We start from the raw sequence: 18,314 nt of genomic DNA on the forward strand, positions 1-18,314 counted from the left end.
CCTGCCATCCCCTCGTGCTGAAACGGTCGCGGGCCGGGTGCAACCCGGCCCAGGGGGCGCCACAATGCGCGCTGACCATCCGACCCTCGCACCCAAGGAGATTCCATGAAGGCCCAGAACATCCTCCAGACCATCGGCAACACGCCGCACATCCGCATCAACCGCCTGTTCGGCCATGCGAAGCAGCAGGTCTGGATCAAGTCGGAGCGCGCCAACCCCGGCGGCTCGATCAAGGACCGCATCGCGCTGTCGATGGTGGAAGACGCCGAGAAGAGCGGCGCGCTCAAGCCCGGCGGCACCATCGTCGAGCCGACCTCGGGCAACACCGGCATCGGCCTGGCGATGGTCGCGGCCGTCAAGGGCTACAAGCTGATCCTGGTGATGCCCGACAGCATGTCGGTGGAGCGCCGCCGCCTCATGCTGGCCTACGGCGCCACCTTCGACCTCACGCCGCGCGCCAACGGCATGAAGGGCTCCATCGCCCGCGCCGAGGAAATCGTGGCCGGCACGCCCGGCGCGTGGATGCCGCAGCAGTTCAACAACCCCGCCAACGTCGACGTGCACGTGCGCACCACGGCCGAAGAGATCGCGGCCGACTTTCCCGAGGGCATCGACGTGCTCATCACCGGCGTGGGCACGGGCGGCCACATCACCGGCGTGGCGAAGGTGCTGAAGAAGAAGTGGCCCAAGCTGCAGGTGTTCGCGGTGGAGCCGGTGGCCTCGCCCGTGATCTCGGGCGGCGCGCCGGCACCCCACCCCATCCAGGGCATCGGCGCGGGCTTCATCCCGAAGAACCTCGACACCTCGCTGCTCGACGGCGTGCTGCAGGTCGACGCCGAGCCGGCGCGCGAAATGGCGCGCCGCTGCGCGGTCGAGGAAGGCATCCTGGTCGGCATCTCGTCGGGCGCGACGCTCGCGGCCATCGCGCAGAAGCTGCCCTCGCTGGCGCCCGATGCGGTGGTGCTGGGCTTCAACTACGACACCGGCGAGCGCTACCTGTCGGTCGAAGGCTTCCTGCCCGCCTGATCCAGCTACAAGTTTCATAGCGCCCCGGGCGCTTAAAATCGTCGGTCTGCTTGATAACCACAAGCCCCACGACATGCTGCGAATCTCCGAACTCAAACTCCCGCTCGACCACGCCCCAGAGGCGCTGGCCACCCTGATCGCCCGGACGCTCGACGTTCCGACCGAAGCGATCGCCTCCCACACCGTCTACAAGCGCAGCTTCGACGCCCGCAAGGTCGACCTGCTCACGGTCTACATCTGCGACGTGCAGCTGGCCGACGCCGCGCTCGAAGCCGCGCTGCTGGCCAAGCACGCCAGCCACCCGCACATCCAGCCCGCGCCCGACATGCGCTACACGCCGCCGGGCCAGGCGCCCGCGGACGCCACGCGGCCCGTGGTGATCGGCTTCGGCCCCTGCGGCATCTTCGCGGCGCTGATGCTCGCGAAGATGGGCTTCAAGCCCATCGTGCTCGAACGCGGCAAGACCGTGCGCCAGCGCACCCGCGACACCTGGGGCCTGTGGCGCAAGAGCGTGCTGAACCCCGAGTCGAACGTGCAGTTCGGCGAAGGCGGCGCCGGCACCTTCTCGGACGGCAAGCTCTACAGCCAGATCAAGGACCCGCGCTTCCTCGGCCGCAAGGTGATGGAAGAGTTCGTGAAGGCCGGCGCGCCGCCTGAAATTCTGTACGTCGCGCACCCGCACATCGGCACCTTCAAGCTGGTGAAGGTGGTGGAGAACATCCGCGAGCAGATCGTCGCGCTCGGCGGCGAGATCCGCTTCGAGCAGCGCGTGACCGACGTGCACATCGAAGACGGTCACCTGCGTGGTCTCACGGTGCTGGACCAGACCACCGGCACCAGCGGCGAACTGCGCGCCGACCACGTCGTGATGGCGCTGGGCCACAGCTCGCGCGACACCTTCGAGATGCTGCATGCACGCGGCGTGCACATCGAGGCCAAACCCTTCTCCATCGGCTTTCGCGTCGAGCACCCGCAGGGCCTCATCGACCGCGCCCGCTGGGGCCGCCACGCGGGCCATCCGCTGCTGGGCGCGGCCGACTACAAGCTGGTGCACCACGCCAGCAACGGCCGCTCGGTCTACAGCTTCTGCATGTGCCCCGGCGGCACCGTGGTCGCGGCCACCAGCGAGCCGGGCCGCGTGGTCACCAACGGCATGAGTCAGTACTCGCGCAACGAGCGCAACGCCAACGCGGGCATCGTGGTGGGCATCGACCCGCGCGACTTCCCGGGCGATGCGCTCGCGGGCATCGCGCTGCAGCGCCAGCTCGAAAGCAACGCCTACGTGCTCGGCGGCAGCAACTACCACGCGCCCGGCCAGCTGGTGGGCGACTTCATCGCCGGCAAGCCATCGACCGCCCTCGGCAGCATCATCCCGTCGTACAAGCCTGGCGTGACGCCGACCGACCTGCACCAGGCCCTGCCCGCCTACGCCATCGAGGCGATGCGCGAAGCCTTCCCGGCCTTCGGCCGCAAGATCAAGGGCTTCGACACGCACGACGCCGTGCTCACGGGCGTGGAAACGCGCACCTCGTCGCCGATCAAGATCACGCGCGGCGACGACTTCCAGAGCCTCAACGTGCGCGGCCTCTATCCGGCCGGCGAGGGCGCGAGCTACGCGGGCGGCATCCTGTCGGCCGGCGTGGACGGCATCAAGGTGGCCGAGGCCGTGGCGCGCAGCGTGCTCGGCAGCGCCGTTTGACGATGCACTTCCACCGTCCCACCACCGGCCAGCTGGCCGTCGCCACGCTGGCGATGGCCGCCGTGGTGCTCGCGTCCAACCTCCTGGTCCAGTTCGCCATCAACGACTGGCTCACCTGGGGCGCCTTCACCTACCCGGTGGCCTACCTCGTGAGCGACCTCGTCAACCGGCGCTTCGGCCCCGGCATGGCGCGGCGCGTGGCGTGGGTCGGCTTCGCGGTGGCCGTGGCGGTGTCGCTGCTGCTGGCGCCGGCGCGCATCGCTGCCGCTTCGGGCCTGGCCTTCATCGCCTCGCAGCTGCTCGACATCCGCGTGTTCGACCGCCTGCGCCGGGGCCTGTGGTGGCGCGCGCCGCTGGTGGCCACGGTGATCGCGGCCGTGCTCGACAGCATCGTCTTCTGGGGCATCGCCTTCGCGGGCACCGACGGCCCCTGGCTCACCTGGGCGCTCGGCGACCTGGGCGTGAAGCTCGGTGTCGGTGTGCTGATGCTGCTGCCGTTCCGGCTGCTGATCGGGCGGCAGGTCCCTGACCGAGGTGACCGAGGCGCTGCACGCGCATGACCATCCGCCCTGACAATACCCGCAGGATGTTCCGGCCGCGCTGACCGCGCGGGACCGGTTGTTCTTTTTCTTCCCTTTCCATCCCTCGCGCCCATCGCCGAGCCTTCCGTATGACCGACGCATCCACCGCCGCCCCGAACACGAACTCGCGCAACGCACGGCGCCAGCGCCCGGACATGGCCGAGCAGCTGCAGCAGCTGAAGGCCGGCACGGGCACCGACGCAGGCGCTGACGCGTCGGCGGCGCAGCCCGCCCCCGCGCAACAGCAGCAGCAACAACGCCCGCCGCGCGCCAAGCAACAGCGCCCGCATGGGCAGCAGCAGCCGCAGCAAGGGCGCAAGCCGCGCGGACAGCAGCCGCAACAGCAACAACAGCCCGAAGCCCAGCGCGCACCGCGCAAGGTCAATCCGGTGCTCGAGCGCCTGTTCGAGCTGTACCCGCAGCTGTTCGGCGCACGCTTCGTGCCGCTGAAGCTCGGCGTGTACGAAGAGCTGATCGCGCGCCACCCCGAAGACTTCAAGGCCGAAGACCTGAAGATCGCGATGGGCCAGCATGCGCGCTCCACGCGCTACCTCGAGAGCGTGGCCGCCGGCCATGCGCGCCACGATCTGGACGGCAACGCGCTCGACCCGGTCGCGCCCGAGCACGTGCACCACGCCATCCTCGAACTGCACCGCCGCCGCTCGCACCGCAACCCCGGCGAAGACCTGCGTCCCCAGCTGGTGACGCGCATCGCCAAGGCCATCGAAGCCTCGGGCCTCGACCACGAGGCCTATGCCGTGCTGGTGCGCTCGCGCGACGCCAACAACAACGCCGTCGTCGACGAAGCCCTGGCCGAACTCGCCCAGCAGGCCGCCAAGCGCGAAGCCCTGCTGCGCGCCTTCGAAGCCAGCGGCCGCAGCGAACAGGAGTTCGCCGACATGTACGGCATGAAGCCCGGCGACGTGACGCGCACGCTGCAACGCGTGCGCGACGACAAGAAGCGGGCCGAGGCTGCGGCCGCTGCCGCAGCGGTGGCCGCTGAAGCGGCGGCAGCCGCAGCGCCTGAAGTGCAGGCGGCGCCCGAAGCAGAAGCCGCCCCGGCCGCCCCCGAAGCGCCCGCCGCGGACTGACGCAACACGCCCGCCCCAACGAAAAAAAGCCGCCACATCACTGTGGCGGCTTTTTTCATGGGCGACGGCGTTATGGGCCGCCGTGCCCTGCAGCTTGCTCAGCGCGCGTTCTGCAGCGCCGCGATGCGCTCTTCGATCGGTGGGTGCGTGGCAAACAGCTTGCCCATTGCGCCCGTGATGCCCATGGCTTCCACGGCCTTGGGCAGTTCGCCGGCCGGCAGGCCGCCCAGGCGGGCGAGTGCGTTCATCATCGGCTGGCGGTTGCCCATGAGTGCGGCGGCGCCGGCGTCGGCGCGGAACTCGCGCTGGCGCGAGAACCAGGCCACCACGATCGCGGCGGCGAAGCCGAGCACGATGTCCAGCACGATGGTGCTCACGTAGTAGCCGATGCCGGGGCCCGACGAGCGGTCGTCGCCGCGGCGCAGGAAGCTGTCGACCGCGTAGCCGATCACGCGCGAGAGGAACACGACGAACGTGTTCATCACGCCCTGGATCAGCGTCATCGTGACCATGTCGCCGTTGGCGATGTGCGCGACTTCGTGGCCGATGACGGCCTCGACCTCTTCACGCGTCATGCCCTGCAGCAGGCCGGTGGACACGGCCACGAGCGACGAGTTCTTGAACGCGCCGGTGGCGAAGGCATTGGGCTCGCCTTCGAAGATGCCAACCTCGGGCATGCCGATGCCGGCCTTGTCGGCGAACTTGCGCACGGTGCCGACGATCCAGGCCTCGTCGGGCGACTGGGGGTTGTCGATCATGCGCAGGCCGGCCGTCCACTTGGCCATGGGCTTGCTGATGAGCAGCGAGATGATCGCGCCGCCGAAGCCCATCACCAGCGCGAAGCCGAGCAGCGCCGTCAGGTTGAGCCCGTTGGCCGTGAGAAAGCGGTTGACGCCGAGCAGGCTGGCGACCACGCCGAGCACCGCGACGACCATCACGTTGGTCAGGACAAACAGAAGGATACGTTTCAAGTTGAATTCTCCGTGGGGAACACTGCCGTCCAGATGAGGGCCAGAAGGCCCGCTTCAAGCCTGCCCGGTCGGGAATACCGCTGTTGTCATAGGTTGTGACGGGCGCGGCGCGGTGGCGTGCGGTAGAGCAATGATAGGAGTAAAAGTTCTACGAACGGGGCCGGAAGACCTTCGGATCGTCGTAGTAATCGGGTGTTTCGTTGGCGCCGCACCACCCCGGAACGCCGAGCACCGGCAGCGGTGCGAAGGGCTTGCGTGCCATGTGCTCGGGCGTGAGGCAGCGCGCCAGCGCCGCGTCGCCGAGCGGACCTCCGGCTGCAGGCAGCAACAGCACATGCGCGGTCGCGGCCTTGCGCGGCACCACCAGCTTTTCGAGCAGCGCATGGCCGAACACGCGCAGCCGGGCCTGCGCCCAGAGTGGGCGCCGCGTGACGAACAACGCCTGCCAGTCGCGCGCCACCAGCGCCTCCCACAGCGCGGGCGGTGCATCGAGCACCGCGCCGTTCTCGTCGAACAGCGTGAGCGCGTCGCGCAGCGGCCCGCGCGTGGCGCCGACGCCGGCGCGCGCGATCTCGGTGGCCTGCAGTTCGTTGAGGCGGCGCTTGGTTTCGGGAAAGGCCAGCCAGACGAGGCCGTTGAAGAAGTCGTGCAGGTTGTCGCGCGTGGGCACGGTGCGCGTGCGGAAGATGTGGGCCTCGTAGGCTTGGCCCTCGGGCAGCGCGTCCTGCGTGACGAAGTCGGGCACGGCGGGTGGCTTGGCCGCCTGCAGCGCGGCGGCGACGGTGCCACCCTGTGCGATGGTCCGCGCCACGGCTTCGCCGGGATCGCGGTACGGGGCCAGCCAGGGTGCAGCCCACTCGATGGCCGCGACCGCCGGCAGGCCCGGGCTCAAGGCGCGGGCGCCCCCGTCCATCGGATGCGGTCGGGATGCTGCATCACCGCGAACTCGCCCGTGAGCTTGTCGAAGAGCTTGAGCGAGCTGCCGCTCTTGCTGAGCAGGCCGGCGGTGCGCAGGGCCTTGGCCACGTCGTTCAGCGGCACGTCGGTGCCACGGCGCAGCGCGGGCACGGCCTGCAGGATGAACTCGGCGGCTTCGGAGATTTCAGGCTGCTGGGGCGGTGGTGGTGCCACCGGCTTGGCCGCTTTCGCCGTCGTCTTGCGCGCGGTCTTGGCCGCCGCCTTCTTCGCGGGGGCGGTCTTCGCGGCCGGCGTCTTCTTCGCAGCCGCCACCTTCTTGGCCGGCGCGGTGCGCACGGCCGGCTTGATGCCGTGGTGCGCGAGGTCGATGAAGCTGTCGTAGACGCCGACGGTCTCTTCGCCGGTCTTGCCCTGCTGGCCGATGCCGCAGACGCGGCAGCCCTTTTCGCGCAGGCGGATCACCAGCGGCGCGAAGTCGGAGTCGGACGACACCAGCACGACCACGTCGGGCCGCTCGGCGATCACGAGGTCGATGGCGTCGACGGCCAGCGCGATGTCGGTGCTGTTCTTGCCCGCCGACAGGTTCACCATCGGCCGCACCGACAGCCGCTTGAACAGCGCCTGGCGGTTCACGGCCATCTCGGCGTTGCAGTAGGCGCGGCGCACGTGGATGGCGCCGTAGTCCTCCATCGTGCGCTGCACGGCCTGCTCGATCACGTCGGCCGAGACGTTGTCGGCGTCGATCAGCAGCATCACGCGCAGCGACGACAGGGGCACCGGCGCCGTCATGCGAGCTTCCATTGCACGGTCTCGCCGCCGCGCAGCGGCTTGAGCGTGGCTTCGCCGTAGGGCACGGTCTCGGGCAGGGTCCAGGTTTCGCGCTTCAGCGTGATGGTGTCGGTGTGGCGCGGCAGGTCGTAGAAGTCGGGGCCGTGGAAGCTGGCGAAGCCTTCGAGCTTGTCGAGTGCGTTCACGCTGTCGAAGGCCTCGGCGTACAGCTCGATGGCGGTGAGCGCGGTGTAGCAGCCGGCGCAGCCCAGTGCGTGCTCCTTCAGGTGCGCGGGGTGCGGCGCGCTGTCGGTGCCCAGGAAGAAGCGGTCGCTGCCGCTGGTGGCCGCCTCGACGAGTGCGACGCGGTGCGTCTCGCGCTTGAGCACGGGCAGGCAGTAGTAGTGCGGGCGGATGCCGCCGGTGAAGATGGCGTTGCGGTTGTACAGCAGGTGGTGCGCCGTGATGGTGGCGGCGGTGAAGCGGTCGGCGTCGCGCACGTAGTGGGCGCCTTCCTTGGTGGTGAGGTGCTCGAACACCACCTTGAGCTCGGGGAAGTCGCGGCGCAGCGGAATCATCACGCGGTCGACGAACACGGCTTCGCGGTCGAACAGGTCGATGGCCGGGTCGGTCACTTCGCCGTGCACCAGCAGCAGCAGGCCGTGCTTCTGCATGGCCTCGAGCGTCTTGTAAGTCTTGCGGATGTCGGTCACGCCGGCATCGCTGTTGGTGGTGGCGCCGGCCGGGTACAGCTTGAGCGCGCGCACGCCGGCTTCGGCGGCCAGCGCGATTTCTTCGGGCGGCAGCTTGTCGGTCAGGTAGAGCGACATCACGGGCTCGAAGGACGTGCCCGCGGGCACGGCGGCGCGGATGCGGTCGCGGTAGGCCACGGCCTGGGCGGCGGTGGTCACGGGCGGACGCAGGTTCGGCATGATCAGCGCGCGGCCGAACTGGCGGGCGCTGTGGGGCACGACGGCTTCGAGGGCGGCGCCATCGCGCACGTGCAGGTGCCAGTCGTCTGGGCGGGTGATCGTGAGGGTGTCTGTCATTGCGGCGAGATTGTCGCTGGAATGGAACTCCCCCAGGCTGCGCGCACTTCGTGTCGCTTCGCCAACCCCCTCGCCGGGGGCGACACCTGCGGCCCGGCAAAGCCGGTTCCGCGGTGTCCCCCCGCGACGGGCCCTACCCCAGCAGGTACTCGCGCACCAGCAGGCGCGCCCGGTGCAGCCGGCTCTTCACAGCGCCCGGCGGCTCGCCCAGGCGCTCGGCGATCTCGGCGATGGTGAGTTCCTCGAAGTCGCGCAGCAGCACGACCTCGCGGTAGTGCGCCGGCAGCGATTCGAGCGCGTGGGCCAGGTCGATGCGCAGCGCATCGTCGCTGCGGGCCGCGAGCTGGCGTTCGACCACGTCTTCGTCGAGCGGGTCGTGGCGGAACATCGCGCGCTGCAGGCGCAGGCATTCGCGCCGGATGACGGTGAACAGCCACGACGAGAACGCCGCGGCCGCCTGCAGCCCGCGCACGCGGCACGCGACCACCAGCAGCGACTCCTGCACCGCGTCGTCCACGTCGCTGGCCTGGCAGTGCCGGCGGGCGTAGCGACGCGCGTCGGTCTGGCAGGCGGCGAGCAGGCCCTCGATGGCGACAGGGTCGCCGGTCTGCGCGGCCAGGATCAGGCAGGTGCGGTCGATCGCTGCGGGGGCCATGGGTCAGCGGCCCTTGTCGAGGGTGCGCCCGACCATCGCGCACATCGGGCAGAAGCCGACCAGCCCGGTGAGGGCCAGCATCGCGCCCATGAGGCCGACCGCGACGGCCAGGGCATTCGCCGGCCAGTTCATGGCGGCGAAGGCGAGGCCGGCGAGGCCCAAGGCGATGCGCAGGGCGCGTTCCCAGCCGGGAACATTCTTGACGTAGAGCATGGTGGTTTCCTTCGATCCGTGACGTGTGAATGCGGGAGGAGCAGAACGCCCCTCCCGCATGGAAAGAGGCGGCCACCCGCCGAAACGGTTCGCGGAAAGTCAGGATTTTTTCATGCGCCGGTGCCAACGGCCACCGCAGCCAGGCGCCACTACCGCTGGAACACCCCGCAGATGCGGTCCGCCACGGCCTGCATCCAGCGCACATGGCTGGTCGAGCTGCGCGCGCCCCGGCCCGGCGGCCAGGGGTCGAACAGGCGCAGCGTGGTGCCGCCCCCGCCGGGGTCGTTGTCGCCGCGGATGCCCGCGAGCACGACCATGTGGCCCGGCTGGCCGGCGGGCGCGCCGCCCTTGGCGCCCCAGCACAGGTCGAACATCAGCGGCCCGGCGTGCAGCGCGGTGCGCAGCGCGGCGACGGTCCACGGGCCGTGGGGCCGCAGCGTGAGGCCGTGCGCGGCGGCGAAGCGGCGGTTGTCGTCGCCATCGGGGTCGCTGCCCTGCGCATGGCGGTCGCTGTCCACGCGGCGGCGCAAGGCGCCGTCGGCGCCCATCAGCTCCGAGGGCGTGCGCGCCAGCACGGTCTGCACGGTGGCGCGCGTGAGCATCGCGGTTGCGGCCGCCCAGCACAGCGCGGGCGCCGGTTGCGGGATCAGCGCCACGGGGTGCAGCAGGGGGGCGTGGGTTTCGTTGTCGAAGGCCACGTTGCGGGTGCAGGGGCCGGCTTCGCCGTCTTCGCACAGCCAGTGCGCGGCCTGCAAGCGCAGCACGGCCGCCCGGGTGACGGGGCCGTAGTCGCCGTCGGGCGCGAGGCCGGGGCTGGGCTGCAATTTGCGGTTCAGGGCCTCCTGCAGGCGACGGACATCGGCCCCGCGCCAGCCCTGTTTCAGCGTGCTCATCGGTGGGAATCCCCCTTGAGACAAGGATGCACGGACGAAGGAAAGCGAGCGGATGCATTGTGAAAACGGCACGCCCCTGCGTCTATTGGTCGGATGACATAGCCGAAACATGTGATGACGCGGGGGTGTCCCCCCGGGCGCCAGCACGGCGGCGGACCTTGGTAGGCTCGCTCCCCATGACCGCGCCCGCCCCGACCGCCCAGCCCATCGCCACCGAACTCGCCGACGGCGGCCTCGCGGCCCTGTTCACCGCCCCCGGCGGCGCGCCGGCCTTCGCGGTGCGCTGGCAGGGCGCGGTGCACGGCTACCTGAACCAGTGCCCGCACGCCGGCGGCCCACTCGACTTCGAAGGCCAGATCCTCGAAAGCTCCGGGCGCTACCTGATGTGCGCGCGGCACGGCGCGATCTTCGAGCCCGACACCGGGCGCTGCGTGGGCGGCCCCTGCCGCGGCGCGCGCCTCACGCCGCTGGCGTTGCGCGAGGCGGCGGACGGCAGCGTGTGGCTGGCCGACTGACGCGGGCGAGCGGCTACAGTCGCGACCTCTTCTTTCCGCCCTGCCCCATGCGCCGATTCGCTGCTGTCTCCGTCCTCGTTCCGGCCCTGCTCATCGGCGCGGGCTGCGTCTCGCGACCCGCGCCGCGCGTCACCTTCCTGGCCGACGGCGTGTTCAAGTCGCCCACCGCGCAGGACGCCGAGAACTACTGCCGCAACTTCGGCGCGCCGATGCGCTTTTTGAGCAGCACGCTGTCGGAGGTGCCGGCGCAGGGCGTGCCGGCGGGGGAAGTCGTCTACCGCTGCGACTGAGCTTCTTCGGCTTCTTCCGGTCGCACCCGCGCCAGGATGAAATCGATGAACGTCCGGATCGCCCGCGTGTGCTGGCGGTTCGGCATGTAGAGCATGAACATCTGGGTGCCGAAGATCGACAGGCGCCAGTCGTCCAGCGTGGTCACCACGTCGCCGCGGCGCACGTCCTCCTGCACCACGTAGTCGGGCACGAGGCCGACGCCCAGGCCCGCGAGGATGGCCTGGCGCAGGAACAGAAAGTTTTCCGAGATCAGCGTCGGCTCCAGGATCACCTCGCGTCGCGTCTCGCCCTGGTAGGCCGAGATGCGCAGCTGCCGACCGATGACGGCGGCCGTGACCACCGGCGTGGCGCGCAGCGCGTCCAGCTGCACGGGCAGCGGGTGGCGCTCGGCGTAGGCGCGCGTGGCGCAGGCCACGTAGCGCACCGGCCCCATCTCGCGCGCCACGAGGTTCTGCGGCGGCTCGGGGATCACGCGGATGGCGATGTCGACCTCGTCGCGCAGCAGGTCTTCGATGCGGTTCTCGAACACCACGTCGAGCACGATGCCGGGGTACTGGCGCTTGAAGTCGATGAGCCAGTCGGCCATCACGAGCTGGCCGTAGCCGCTGGGCACGCTCAGGCGCACGCGGCCCTGCAGGCCCTCGCCCAGCGCGGTGACCGACTCGCGCGCCGCCAGCAGTTCGCCCTGGATGGCCACGCCGTGCTGGTACAGCCGCAGCCCGATCTCGGTGGGCTCGGCGCGGCGGGTGGTGCGCCGGATCAGCTGCGCGCCCACCGAACGCTCCAGCTGGTTCAGGTGGTAGCTGACGTTGGCGCGGGTCATCTTGAGCCGGCGCGCCGCCGCGCTCAGGTTGCCCGCGTCAAGGATTTCCACCAGCAGGGTGAGCGATTGCAGGTCCATGGGCGGATTGTGTCAAAAATTCTTTGACAGTCTGTCAACCACCTATGGAATTGTCAAAGCGCCGATGCCGGCCAAGAATGCAGGGCTCCCCAGAGCCCCGGACCCCTCGAAACTTCACGAGGGCCTGCCACGCAAGCAAGAGACAAGCGACACGCACATGGCCACCCCCACTCCCAGCCCTTCCACGTCCAACGGTCCCGTCACCTTCCAGCGTCAAGGCGACGTGTGCGTGGTGACCATCGACAACCCGCCCGTCAACGCCCTGGGCGTGGACGTTCGCCGCGGCCTGGCCGCCGCCATCGATGCGGCCGAGGCCGACAGCGGCGCCAAGGCCGTGCTGATCGTCGGCGCGGGCCGCAACTTCATCGCCGGCGCGGACATCCGCGAGTTCGGCCAGGCGCCGCAGCAGCCCTCGCTGCCCGAGGTCTGCCTGAAGATCGAGAACTGCAGCAAGCCGGTGGTCGCCGCCATTCACGGCGCGGCGCTCGGCGGCGGGCTGGAGATTGCGCTGTCGGCGCACTACCGCCTCGCCGCGCCCACCGCCAAGCTGGGCCTGCCCGAAGTGGCGCTGGGCCTGCTGCCCGGCTCGGGCGGCACACAGCGCACGCCGCGCCTCATCGGCGTGAAGCCCGCGCTCGAACTGATGCTCAGCGGCCGCCATGCGGGCGCCAAGGAAGCGTTGTCGCTCGGCCTCGTGGATCGCCTCGGCGCTGAAGCCGACGCGCGCGCCGAAGGCCTGGCCTACGCGCAGGAACTGGTTGCCGCCCACGCCCCGGTGCGCCGCACGCGCGAAGCCGCCGGCCTGGCCGACAAGGACGCCGCCCGCGCCGCCCTCGAGGCCGCGCGCGCCGACACCGCCAAGAAGAGCCGCGGCCTGTTCTCGCCGATGAAGATCATCGAAGCGGTCGAAGGCGCGCTCACGCTGCCCTTCGACGAAGGCATGGCGCTCGAACGCAAGCTGTTCCTGCAATGCATCGACAGCCCGCAGCGCGCCGGCCTGATCCACGCCTTCTTCGCCGAGCGCGAAGTGCTGAAGGCGCCCGAGACCCGCTCGGCCAGCCCGCGCCCGCTCACCTCGGCCGGCATCGTCGGCGGCGGCACCATGGGCGCGGGCATTGCCGTGGCGATGCTCGACGCGGGCCTGCCCGTGACCATGGTCGAGCGCGACGAGCCCAGCCTGGCGCGCGGCCGTGCGCACGTCGAGAAGGTGTACGACGGCCTCATCGCCAAGGGCCGCATGACACAAGAGGCCAAGGCCGCCGTGATGGCGCGCTTTTCGGGCTCGACCAGCTACGACGCCTTCGCCAACGTCGACATCGTGGTCGAGGCCGTGTTCGAAGAGATGGGCGTCAAGAAGGCCGTGTTCGCCGAACTCGACCGCGTGTGCAAGAAGGGCGCCGTGCTCGCCACCAACACCTCGTACCTGGACATCGACGAGATCGCCGCCAGCATCTCGCGCCCGCAGGACGTGGTGGGCCTGCACTTCTTCTCGCCCGCCAACATCATGAAGCTGCTGGAGATCGTGGTGCCCGCCAAGGTGAGCGCCGACGTGGTCGCCACCGGCTTCGAACTCGCCAAGAAACTCAAGAAGGTGCCCGTGCGCGCCGGCGTGTGCGACGGCTTCATCGGCAACCGCATCCTGGCCGTGTACCGCCAGGCCGCCGACCACATGATGGAAGACGGCGCCTCGCCCTACGACATCGACGCGGCCGTGCGCAACTTCGGCTACCCGATGGGCCCGTTCCAGGTGTCCGACCTGGCCGGCGGCGACATCGGCTGGGCCACGCGCAAGCGCAAGGCCGCCACGCGCGACCCGCAGGCGCGCTACGTGCAGGTGGCCGACCGCATCTGCGAGCGCGGCTGGTTCGGCCAGAAGACGCAGCGCGGCTACTACCTGTACCCCGAAGGCGCGCGCACCGGCGTGCCCGACCCCGAGGTGCTGGCCATCATCGACGCCGAGCGCGTGCGCGCCGGCATCACGCCGCGCACCTTCACCGAAGAAGAAATCATGCGCCGCTACATGGCCGCCATGGTCAACGAAGGCGCCAACGTCGTGCTGCAGCGTATCGCGCTGCGCCCGCTCGACGTGGACGTGACCTTCCTCTATGGCTACGGCTTCCCGCGCCACCGCGGCGGCCCCATGAAGTACGCCGACACCGTGGGCCTGCCCAAGGTGCTGGCCGACATCCGCGAGTTCGCCAAGGCCGACCCGATCTTCTGGAAGCCGTCGCCGCTGCTCGTGGAGCTGGTCGAGCGCGGCGCCGATTTCGCCAGCCTGAATCAATCCGAGTAACCGTTAGAGCCCACCGTCCAGGAGACAACCCCATGCGTGAAGCCGTCATCGTTTCTACCGCCCGCACCCCGCTCACCAAGGCGCACCGCGGCGAATTCAACATCACCTCCGGCGCCACGCTGGCCTCGTTCGCGGTGAAGGCCGCGGTCGAGCGCTCGGGCCTGGACCCGGCCCTGATCGAGGACGCGATCCTCGGCTGCGGCTACCCCGAAGGCACCACCGGCCGCAACATCGCGCGCCAGTCGATCATCCGCTCGGGCCTGCCGATCAGCATCGCCGGCACCACCGTGAACCGCTTCTGCGCCTCGGGCCTGCAGGCCATCGCCATGGCCGCCGGCCGCATCGTGGTGGACGGCGCGCCGGCCATGATCGCGGGCGGCGTGGAAAGCATCTCGCAGATCCGCGGCCGCAGCCCCGGCGACGGCGGCGACCTCAGCCTGGACCCGTGGATCGTCGAGCACAAGCCCGAGCTCTACATGGCGATGATCGACACCGCCGACATCGTCGCCAAGCGCTACAACATCAGCCGCGAAGCCCAAGACCGCTTCTCCGCCGAGAGCCAGCGCAAGACCGAAGAAGCGCAACTGGCCGGCCGCTACAAGGACGAGATCGTGGCCTGCACCACCACGATGGCCGTGACCGACAAGGAGACCAAGGAGGTCACCCACCGCGAAGTCACCGCCACGGAAGACAACTGCAACCGCCGCGGCACCACCTACGAGGCGCTGGCCAAGCTCAAGCCCGTGATGGGCGACGACAAGTTCATCACCGCCGGCAACGCCTCGCAGCTGTCCGACGGCGCCTCGGCCTGCGTGATGATGGAAGCCAAGGACGCCGAGCGCGCCAACCTGAAGCCGCTGGGCGCGTTCCGCGGCCTGGCGCTGGCCGGCTGCGAGCCCGACGAGATGGGCATCGGCCCGGTCTTCGCCGTGCCCAAGCTGCTCGCGCGCCACGGCCTGAAGGTGCAGGACATCGACCTGTGGGAACTCAACGAAGCCTTCGCCTCGCAGTCGATCTACTGCCAGGAGAAGCTGGGCATTCCGTCGGAACGCCTGAACGTGAACGGCGGCGCGATCTCCATCGGCCACCCCTTCGGCATGACCGGCGCGCGCCTCACGGGCCACGTGCTGCTCGAAGGCAAGCGCCGCGGCGCCAAGTACGCCGTGGTCACGATGTGCATCGCCGGCGGCATGGGTGCAGCCGGCCTGTTCGAAATTTATTGATTCATTGAGGAGTCCGCGATGGACCTGAACTTCACGACCGAAGAAGAAGCCTTCCGCAGCGAAGTGCGCACCTTCCTGGCGAACAAGCTGCCCGCGCGGCTGTCCGACAAGGTGCGCAGCGGCAAGATCCTGGAAAAGGCCGACATGCAGGAATGGCACGCCATCCTGAACGAACGCGGCTGGCTCGCCAACCACTGGCCCGAGCAGTACGGCGGCCCGGGTTGGACCGCGGTCGAGAAGTTCATCTTCGAGAACGAATGCGCGCTGGCCTTCGCGCCGCGCATCGTGCCCTTCGGCGTCAACATGCTGGGCCCGGTGCTCATCAAGTACGGCAACGAAGCGCAAAAGAGCTACTGGCTGCCGCGCATCCTGAGCGGCGCCGACTGGTGGTGCCAGGGCTACTCGGAACCCGGCGCGGGCTCCGACCTGGCCGCGGTGAAGACCACGGCCGTGCGCGGCATCGACGCGCAGGGCGACCACTACATCGTGAACGGCCAGAAGACCTGGACCACGCTGGGCCAGCACGCCAACATGATCTTCTGCCTGGTGCGCACCAACCGCGAGGCGAAGAAGCAGGAAGGCATCAGCTTCCTGCTGGTCGACATGACCTCGCCCGGCGTGGAAGTGCGCCCGATCATCACGCTGGACGGCGAGCATGAAGTCAACGAGGTGTTCTTCTCCGACGTGCGCGTGCCCGCCGAGAACCTCGTGGGCGAAGAGAACAAGGGCTGGACCTGCGCCAAGTACCTGCTGACCTACGAGCGCACCAACATCGCGGGCGTGGGCTTCTCGGTGGCCGCGCTCGAACAGCTCAAGGGCATCGCCGCATCGCAGACCAAGAACGGCAAGCCGCTCGCGGACGACCCGGCCTTTGCCGCACGCCTGGCGCGTGTCGAGATCGACCTGGAGAACATGAAGACCACCAACCTGCGCGTGATCGCAGCGGTGGCCGGCGGCGGCGTGCCCGGCGCGGAAAGCTCGATGCTGAAGATTCGCGGCACCGAGATCCGCCAGGAGATCTCGTCGCTCGCGCGCCGTGCGATGGGCGTATACGGACGGCCCTTCGTCGAGGAAGCGCTGCACGATGGCTTCGACGGCGAGACCTTCGGCCCCGCCTACGCATCGGCCGGAGCCGCGCGCTACTTCAACAACCGCAAGCTGTCGATCTTCGGCGGCTCGAACGAAATCCAGAAGAACATCATCTCCAAGATGATCCTCGGGCTGTAAAGGAGACACGCACATGAACTTCGAACACACCGAAGACCGGCGCATGCTCGCCGACAGCCTGAACCGCTTCATCGCCGAGCAGTACGCCTTCGATGCGCGCGACCGCATCGCGAAGTCGGCGCATGGGTTCAGCAAGGAAATCTTCCAGAACTTCGCCGAGCTCGGCGTGATCGGCGCGCTGTTCAGCGAGGCCGACGGCGGCTTCGGCGGCAGCGGCTTCGACATTGCCGTGGTCTTCGAAGCACTGGGCCGCGGCCTCGTGGTCGAGCCGCTGCTGGGCGCCGTGATGGTCGGCGAGGCGATCAGCGCCGCCGGCAGCGACGCGCAGAAAGAGAAGATCGGCGACATCGTCAACGGCGTGACCGTGGCGGCCTTTGCGCACGATGAAGCCGACACGCACTACGAACGCACGCGCGTGGCCACGACCGCCGAGCGCCGTGGCGATGGCTGGGTGCTCCAGGGCGCCAAGGCCGTGGTGCCGCAAGGCGAGCAGGCCGACCTGTTCCTGGTCTCGGCCCGCACCTCGGGCAACGTCGATGACGAAGCCGGCATCTCGCTCTTCCTCGTGCCTGCCAAGACCGCCGGCCTCACCGTGCGCGGCTGTCCCGCGATCGACGGTGGCCGCGTGGCCGAACTCACGCTCGACGGCGTGACGCTCGGCGCCGACGCGCTGCTGGGCGCCGAAGGCCAGGGCGCCGCCACGCTGGAACGCGCCATCGGCCGCGGCGTGCTCGCGCTGTGCGCCGAAGCCCTGGGCGCGATGGAAGCCGCCAAGACCGCCACGCTCGAGTACCTGCGCACGCGCAAGCAGTTCGGCATTCTCATCGGCAGCTTCCAGGCCCTGCAACACCGCATGGCCGACCTGCTGCTCGAGATCGAACAGGCCCGCTCGGCCGTGATCAACGCCGCCGCCGCCATCGACGGCAGCGACCGCGTCGCGCGCGAGCGCGCGCTGTCGGCCGCCAAGTTCAGCATCGGCCGCATCGGCGCGCTGGTGGCCGAGGAAAGCATCCAGATGCACGGCGGCATCGGCATGACCTGGGAGCTGCCGCTGCCCCACTACGCCAAGCGCCTCGTGATGATCGACCACCAGCTCGGCGACGAAGACCACCACCTGCAGCGCTACATCGCTCTGGGCAAGGAGGTCGCGGCATGACGGACAAGACCGTCCTCATCTCGCAGGAAGGCGCCGTCCGCATCCTGACCAACAGCAACCCGGCCGCGCGCAACGCGATCACGCCGACGCTGTACGCCGAGCTCTCCGCCGCGCTCACCGATGCGCAGAACGACCCCGAGGTCGGCGCCATCGTCTTCACCGGCGCCGGCGACTTCTTCTGCTCGGGCGGCGACCTGAACCTGCTGGCGAAGCGCCGCGAACTGCCCGAGGCCGAACGCCGCGAGAAGCTCGAAGGCCTGCACGACCTGATCCGCGCGCTCCGCGACTGCGGCAAGCCCGTGATCGCGGCCGTCGAAGGCGGTGCGGCCGGCGCGGGCCTGTCGATGGCGCTGGCCTGCGACATGCTCGTGTCGGCGCGCGATGCGTTCTACACGGTGGCCTACGTCAAGGTCGGCCTCACGCCCGACGGTGGCGCCACGGCCTTCCTCGCGGAGTTTGTCTCGCGCCAGCTGCTCACCGAGCTGTGCCTCACCGGCGACCGCCTGTCGGCCGAGCGCCTGCACGCGATGGGCGCGGTGAACCGCCTGACCGACAAGGGCGGCGCGCTGGCCGAGGCCATCGCACTCGCCGCCAAGGTGGCCAACGGCCCGCAGCGCGCGAGCGCACGCATCAAGACGCTGTGCCGCCAGGCCCATCGTGCAACGCTCGAGGAACAACTCGAGGCCGAAGCGGTCTACATGGTGACGTCGCAGGCCGACGCCGAAGCCGCCGAAGGCATCGGCGCCTTCCTCGGCAAGCGCAAGGCCGACTTCGTCGCGTTGCGCCACGCACCCCAGCCCGACGCGTCCTGACGCGCTGAGCCCCTCCCCGCCCGTGCATGCCG

Annotated in this window: 19 protein-coding genes; 11 read left to right on the forward strand and 8 right to left on the reverse strand. The window is 69.8% G+C overall.

The window, feature by feature from the left end; genetic code table 11:
* The first annotated feature begins 105 nt into the window (after positions 1-105).
* From cysK to VHAB30_RS21845, 4 genes are all read left to right on the forward strand, one after another.
* The gene (gene cysK / locus VHAB30_RS21830; RefSeq protein ID WP_062478599.1) at positions 106-1,026 is read left to right on the forward strand and encodes a cysteine synthase A; all 921 of its coding nucleotides are present in this window, start codon (positions 106-108) and stop codon (positions 1,024-1,026) included.
* A gap of 73 nt (positions 1,027-1,099) precedes the next feature.
* Positions 1,100-2,725: an NAD(P)/FAD-dependent oxidoreductase gene (locus VHAB30_RS21835; protein WP_159278595.1), complete on the forward strand. Its 1,626-nt coding sequence runs from the start codon at positions 1,100-1,102 to the stop codon at positions 2,723-2,725.
* A 2-nt stretch (positions 2,726-2,727) separates the two neighbouring features.
* Positions 2,728-3,285: a VUT family protein gene (locus tag VHAB30_RS21840; protein WP_139701420.1), complete on the forward strand. Its 558-nt coding sequence runs from the start codon at positions 2,728-2,730 to the stop codon at positions 3,283-3,285.
* A gap of 110 nt (positions 3,286-3,395) precedes the next feature.
* Complete coding sequence (locus VHAB30_RS21845) at positions 3,396-4,397, forward strand: ProQ/FinO family protein (RefSeq protein ID WP_159278596.1); 1,002 nt, start codon at positions 3,396-3,398, stop codon at positions 4,395-4,397.
* A gap of 98 nt (positions 4,398-4,495) precedes the next feature.
* Here VHAB30_RS21845 and htpX read toward each other — a convergent pair whose 3' ends face one another.
* The 7 genes from htpX to VHAB30_RS21880 form a co-directional block, all read right to left on the reverse strand.
* On the reverse strand, positions 4,496-5,368 hold the full coding sequence (gene htpX, locus VHAB30_RS21850; RefSeq protein ID WP_056575841.1) for a protease HtpX: 873 nt from the start codon (positions 5,366-5,368) through the stop codon (positions 4,496-4,498).
* Positions 5,369-5,516: 148 nt separating this feature from the next.
* Entirely contained in the window at positions 5,517-6,281 is a 765-nt protein-coding gene (locus tag VHAB30_RS21855; protein WP_159278597.1) for a DUF3025 domain-containing protein, read from the reverse strand.
* Positions 6,257-7,075 carry an NYN domain-containing protein gene (locus VHAB30_RS21860; RefSeq protein ID WP_159278598.1) on the reverse strand — a complete coding sequence of 273 codons (819 nt, stop codon included), beginning with the start codon at positions 7,073-7,075 and terminating at the stop codon, positions 6,257-6,259. Before VHAB30_RS21860 ends, VHAB30_RS21855 begins: the two co-directional genes overlap by 25 nt.
* A complete protein-coding gene (gene pyrC / locus VHAB30_RS21865; protein ID WP_062478580.1) occupies positions 7,072-8,103 on the reverse strand; it encodes a dihydroorotase in 1,032 nt (343 codons plus the stop codon). Before pyrC ends, VHAB30_RS21860 begins: the two co-directional genes overlap by 4 nt.
* Before the next feature lie 133 nt (positions 8,104-8,236).
* Entirely contained in the window at positions 8,237-8,758 is a 522-nt protein-coding gene (locus VHAB30_RS21870) for an RNA polymerase sigma factor (RefSeq protein WP_159278599.1), read from the reverse strand.
* Positions 8,759-8,761: 3 nt separating this feature from the next.
* The gene (locus tag VHAB30_RS21875) at positions 8,762-8,971 is read right to left on the reverse strand and encodes a YgaP family membrane protein (protein ID WP_159278600.1); all 210 of its coding nucleotides are present in this window, start codon (positions 8,969-8,971) and stop codon (positions 8,762-8,764) included.
* 149 nt (positions 8,972-9,120) lie between these two features.
* Positions 9,121-9,864 (reverse strand): peptidoglycan-binding protein, encoded by a 744-nt coding sequence (locus VHAB30_RS21880; RefSeq protein WP_159278601.1) that lies wholly within the window; start codon positions 9,862-9,864, stop codon positions 9,121-9,123.
* 176 nt (positions 9,865-10,040) lie between these two features.
* Here VHAB30_RS21880 and VHAB30_RS21885 point away from each other — a divergent pair, with 176 nt between their 5' ends.
* Together VHAB30_RS21885 and VHAB30_RS21890 are read left to right on the forward strand one after the other, a co-directional pair.
* On the forward strand, positions 10,041-10,379 hold the full coding sequence (locus tag VHAB30_RS21885; protein WP_070060176.1) for a Rieske (2Fe-2S) protein: 339 nt from the start codon (positions 10,041-10,043) through the stop codon (positions 10,377-10,379).
* 47 nt (positions 10,380-10,426) lie between these two features.
* Positions 10,427-10,669 carry a hypothetical protein gene (locus tag VHAB30_RS21890; RefSeq protein WP_062478565.1) on the forward strand — a complete coding sequence of 81 codons (243 nt, stop codon included), beginning with the start codon at positions 10,427-10,429 and terminating at the stop codon, positions 10,667-10,669.
* Here the strand turns inward: VHAB30_RS21890 and VHAB30_RS21895 are convergent.
* A complete protein-coding gene (locus VHAB30_RS21895; protein WP_062478562.1) occupies positions 10,654-11,571 on the reverse strand; it encodes a LysR family transcriptional regulator in 918 nt (305 codons plus the stop codon). The two genes, VHAB30_RS21890 and VHAB30_RS21895, sit on opposite strands and share 16 nt — an antisense overlap.
* Before the next feature lie 157 nt (positions 11,572-11,728).
* On the opposite strand from VHAB30_RS21895, the gene VHAB30_RS21900 reads away from it, so the two are divergent.
* Genes VHAB30_RS21900 through VHAB30_RS21920 form a run of 5 tightly spaced genes read left to right on the forward strand, consistent with a single transcriptional unit; the run spans position 11,729 to position 18,282 of the window.
* Complete coding sequence (locus VHAB30_RS21900) at positions 11,729-13,864, forward strand: 3-hydroxyacyl-CoA dehydrogenase NAD-binding domain-containing protein (protein WP_159278602.1); 2,136 nt, start codon at positions 11,729-11,731, stop codon at positions 13,862-13,864.
* Positions 13,865-13,896: 32 nt separating this feature from the next.
* On the forward strand, positions 13,897-15,087 hold the full coding sequence (locus tag VHAB30_RS21905) for an acetyl-CoA C-acyltransferase (RefSeq protein WP_062478557.1): 1,191 nt from the start codon (positions 13,897-13,899) through the stop codon (positions 15,085-15,087).
* An 18-nt stretch (positions 15,088-15,105) separates the two neighbouring features.
* Positions 15,106-16,314: an acyl-CoA dehydrogenase family protein gene (locus tag VHAB30_RS21910; RefSeq protein ID WP_159278603.1), complete on the forward strand. Its 1,209-nt coding sequence runs from the start codon at positions 15,106-15,108 to the stop codon at positions 16,312-16,314.
* A gap of 13 nt (positions 16,315-16,327) precedes the next feature.
* Entirely contained in the window at positions 16,328-17,470 is a 1,143-nt protein-coding gene (locus tag VHAB30_RS21915; protein ID WP_159278604.1) for an acyl-CoA dehydrogenase family protein, read from the forward strand.
* Positions 17,467-18,282 carry an oxepin-CoA hydrolase, alternative type gene (locus VHAB30_RS21920; protein ID WP_159278605.1) on the forward strand — a complete coding sequence of 272 codons (816 nt, stop codon included), beginning with the start codon at positions 17,467-17,469 and terminating at the stop codon, positions 18,280-18,282. Before VHAB30_RS21915 ends, VHAB30_RS21920 begins: the two co-directional genes overlap by 4 nt.
* Positions 18,283-18,314 lie beyond the last annotated feature (32 nt).

The organism is Variovorax boronicumulans, from assembly GCF_009811375.1.
Classification (GTDB): domain Bacteria; phylum Pseudomonadota; class Gammaproteobacteria; order Burkholderiales; family Burkholderiaceae_C; genus Variovorax; species Variovorax boronicumulans.

Bases quoted from the DNA above. Each gene is read 5' to 3' on its own strand.
- VHAB30_RS21875 (WP_159278600.1), bottom strand. From the start codon at position 8,971: ATGCTCTACGTCAAGAATGTTCCCGGCTGGGAACGCGCCCTGCGCATC.
- VHAB30_RS21840 (WP_139701420.1), top strand. From the start codon at position 2,728: ATGCACTTCCACCGTCCCACCACCGGCCAGCTGGCCGTCGCCACGCTG.
- VHAB30_RS21890 (WP_062478565.1), top strand. From the start codon at position 10,427: ATGCGCCGATTCGCTGCTGTCTCCGTCCTCGTTCCGGCCCTGCTCATC.
- VHAB30_RS21915 (WP_159278604.1), top strand. From the start codon at position 16,328: ATGAACTTCGAACACACCGAAGACCGGCGCATGCTCGCCGACAGCCTG.
- cysK (WP_062478599.1), top strand. From the start codon at position 106: ATGAAGGCCCAGAACATCCTCCAGACCATCGGCAACACGCCGCACATC.
- VHAB30_RS21880 (WP_159278601.1), bottom strand. From the start codon at position 9,864: ATGAGCACGCTGAAACAGGGCTGGCGCGGGGCCGATGTCCGTCGCCTG.
- pyrC (WP_062478580.1), bottom strand. From the start codon at position 8,103: ATGACAGACACCCTCACGATCACCCGCCCAGACGACTGGCACCTGCAC.
- VHAB30_RS21870 (WP_159278599.1), bottom strand. From the start codon at position 8,758: ATGGCCCCCGCAGCGATCGACCGCACCTGCCTGATCCTGGCCGCGCAG.
- VHAB30_RS21905 (WP_062478557.1), top strand. From the start codon at position 13,897: ATGCGTGAAGCCGTCATCGTTTCTACCGCCCGCACCCCGCTCACCAAG.
- VHAB30_RS21855 (WP_159278597.1), bottom strand. From the start codon at position 6,281: ATGGACGGGGGCGCCCGCGCCTTGAGCCCGGGCCTGCCGGCGGTCGCG.
- VHAB30_RS21860 (WP_159278598.1), bottom strand. From the start codon at position 7,075: ATGACGGCGCCGGTGCCCCTGTCGTCGCTGCGCGTGATGCTGCTGATC.
- VHAB30_RS21920 (WP_159278605.1), top strand. From the start codon at position 17,467: ATGACGGACAAGACCGTCCTCATCTCGCAGGAAGGCGCCGTCCGCATC.
- VHAB30_RS21845 (WP_159278596.1), top strand. From the start codon at position 3,396: ATGACCGACGCATCCACCGCCGCCCCGAACACGAACTCGCGCAACGCA.
- VHAB30_RS21895 (WP_062478562.1), bottom strand. From the start codon at position 11,571: ATGGACCTGCAATCGCTCACCCTGCTGGTGGAAATCCTTGACGCGGGC.
- VHAB30_RS21910 (WP_159278603.1), top strand. From the start codon at position 15,106: ATGGACCTGAACTTCACGACCGAAGAAGAAGCCTTCCGCAGCGAAGTG.
- VHAB30_RS21900 (WP_159278602.1), top strand. From the start codon at position 11,729: ATGGCCACCCCCACTCCCAGCCCTTCCACGTCCAACGGTCCCGTCACC.
- VHAB30_RS21835 (WP_159278595.1), top strand. From the start codon at position 1,100: ATGCTGCGAATCTCCGAACTCAAACTCCCGCTCGACCACGCCCCAGAG.
- VHAB30_RS21885 (WP_070060176.1), top strand. From the start codon at position 10,041: ATGACCGCGCCCGCCCCGACCGCCCAGCCCATCGCCACCGAACTCGCC.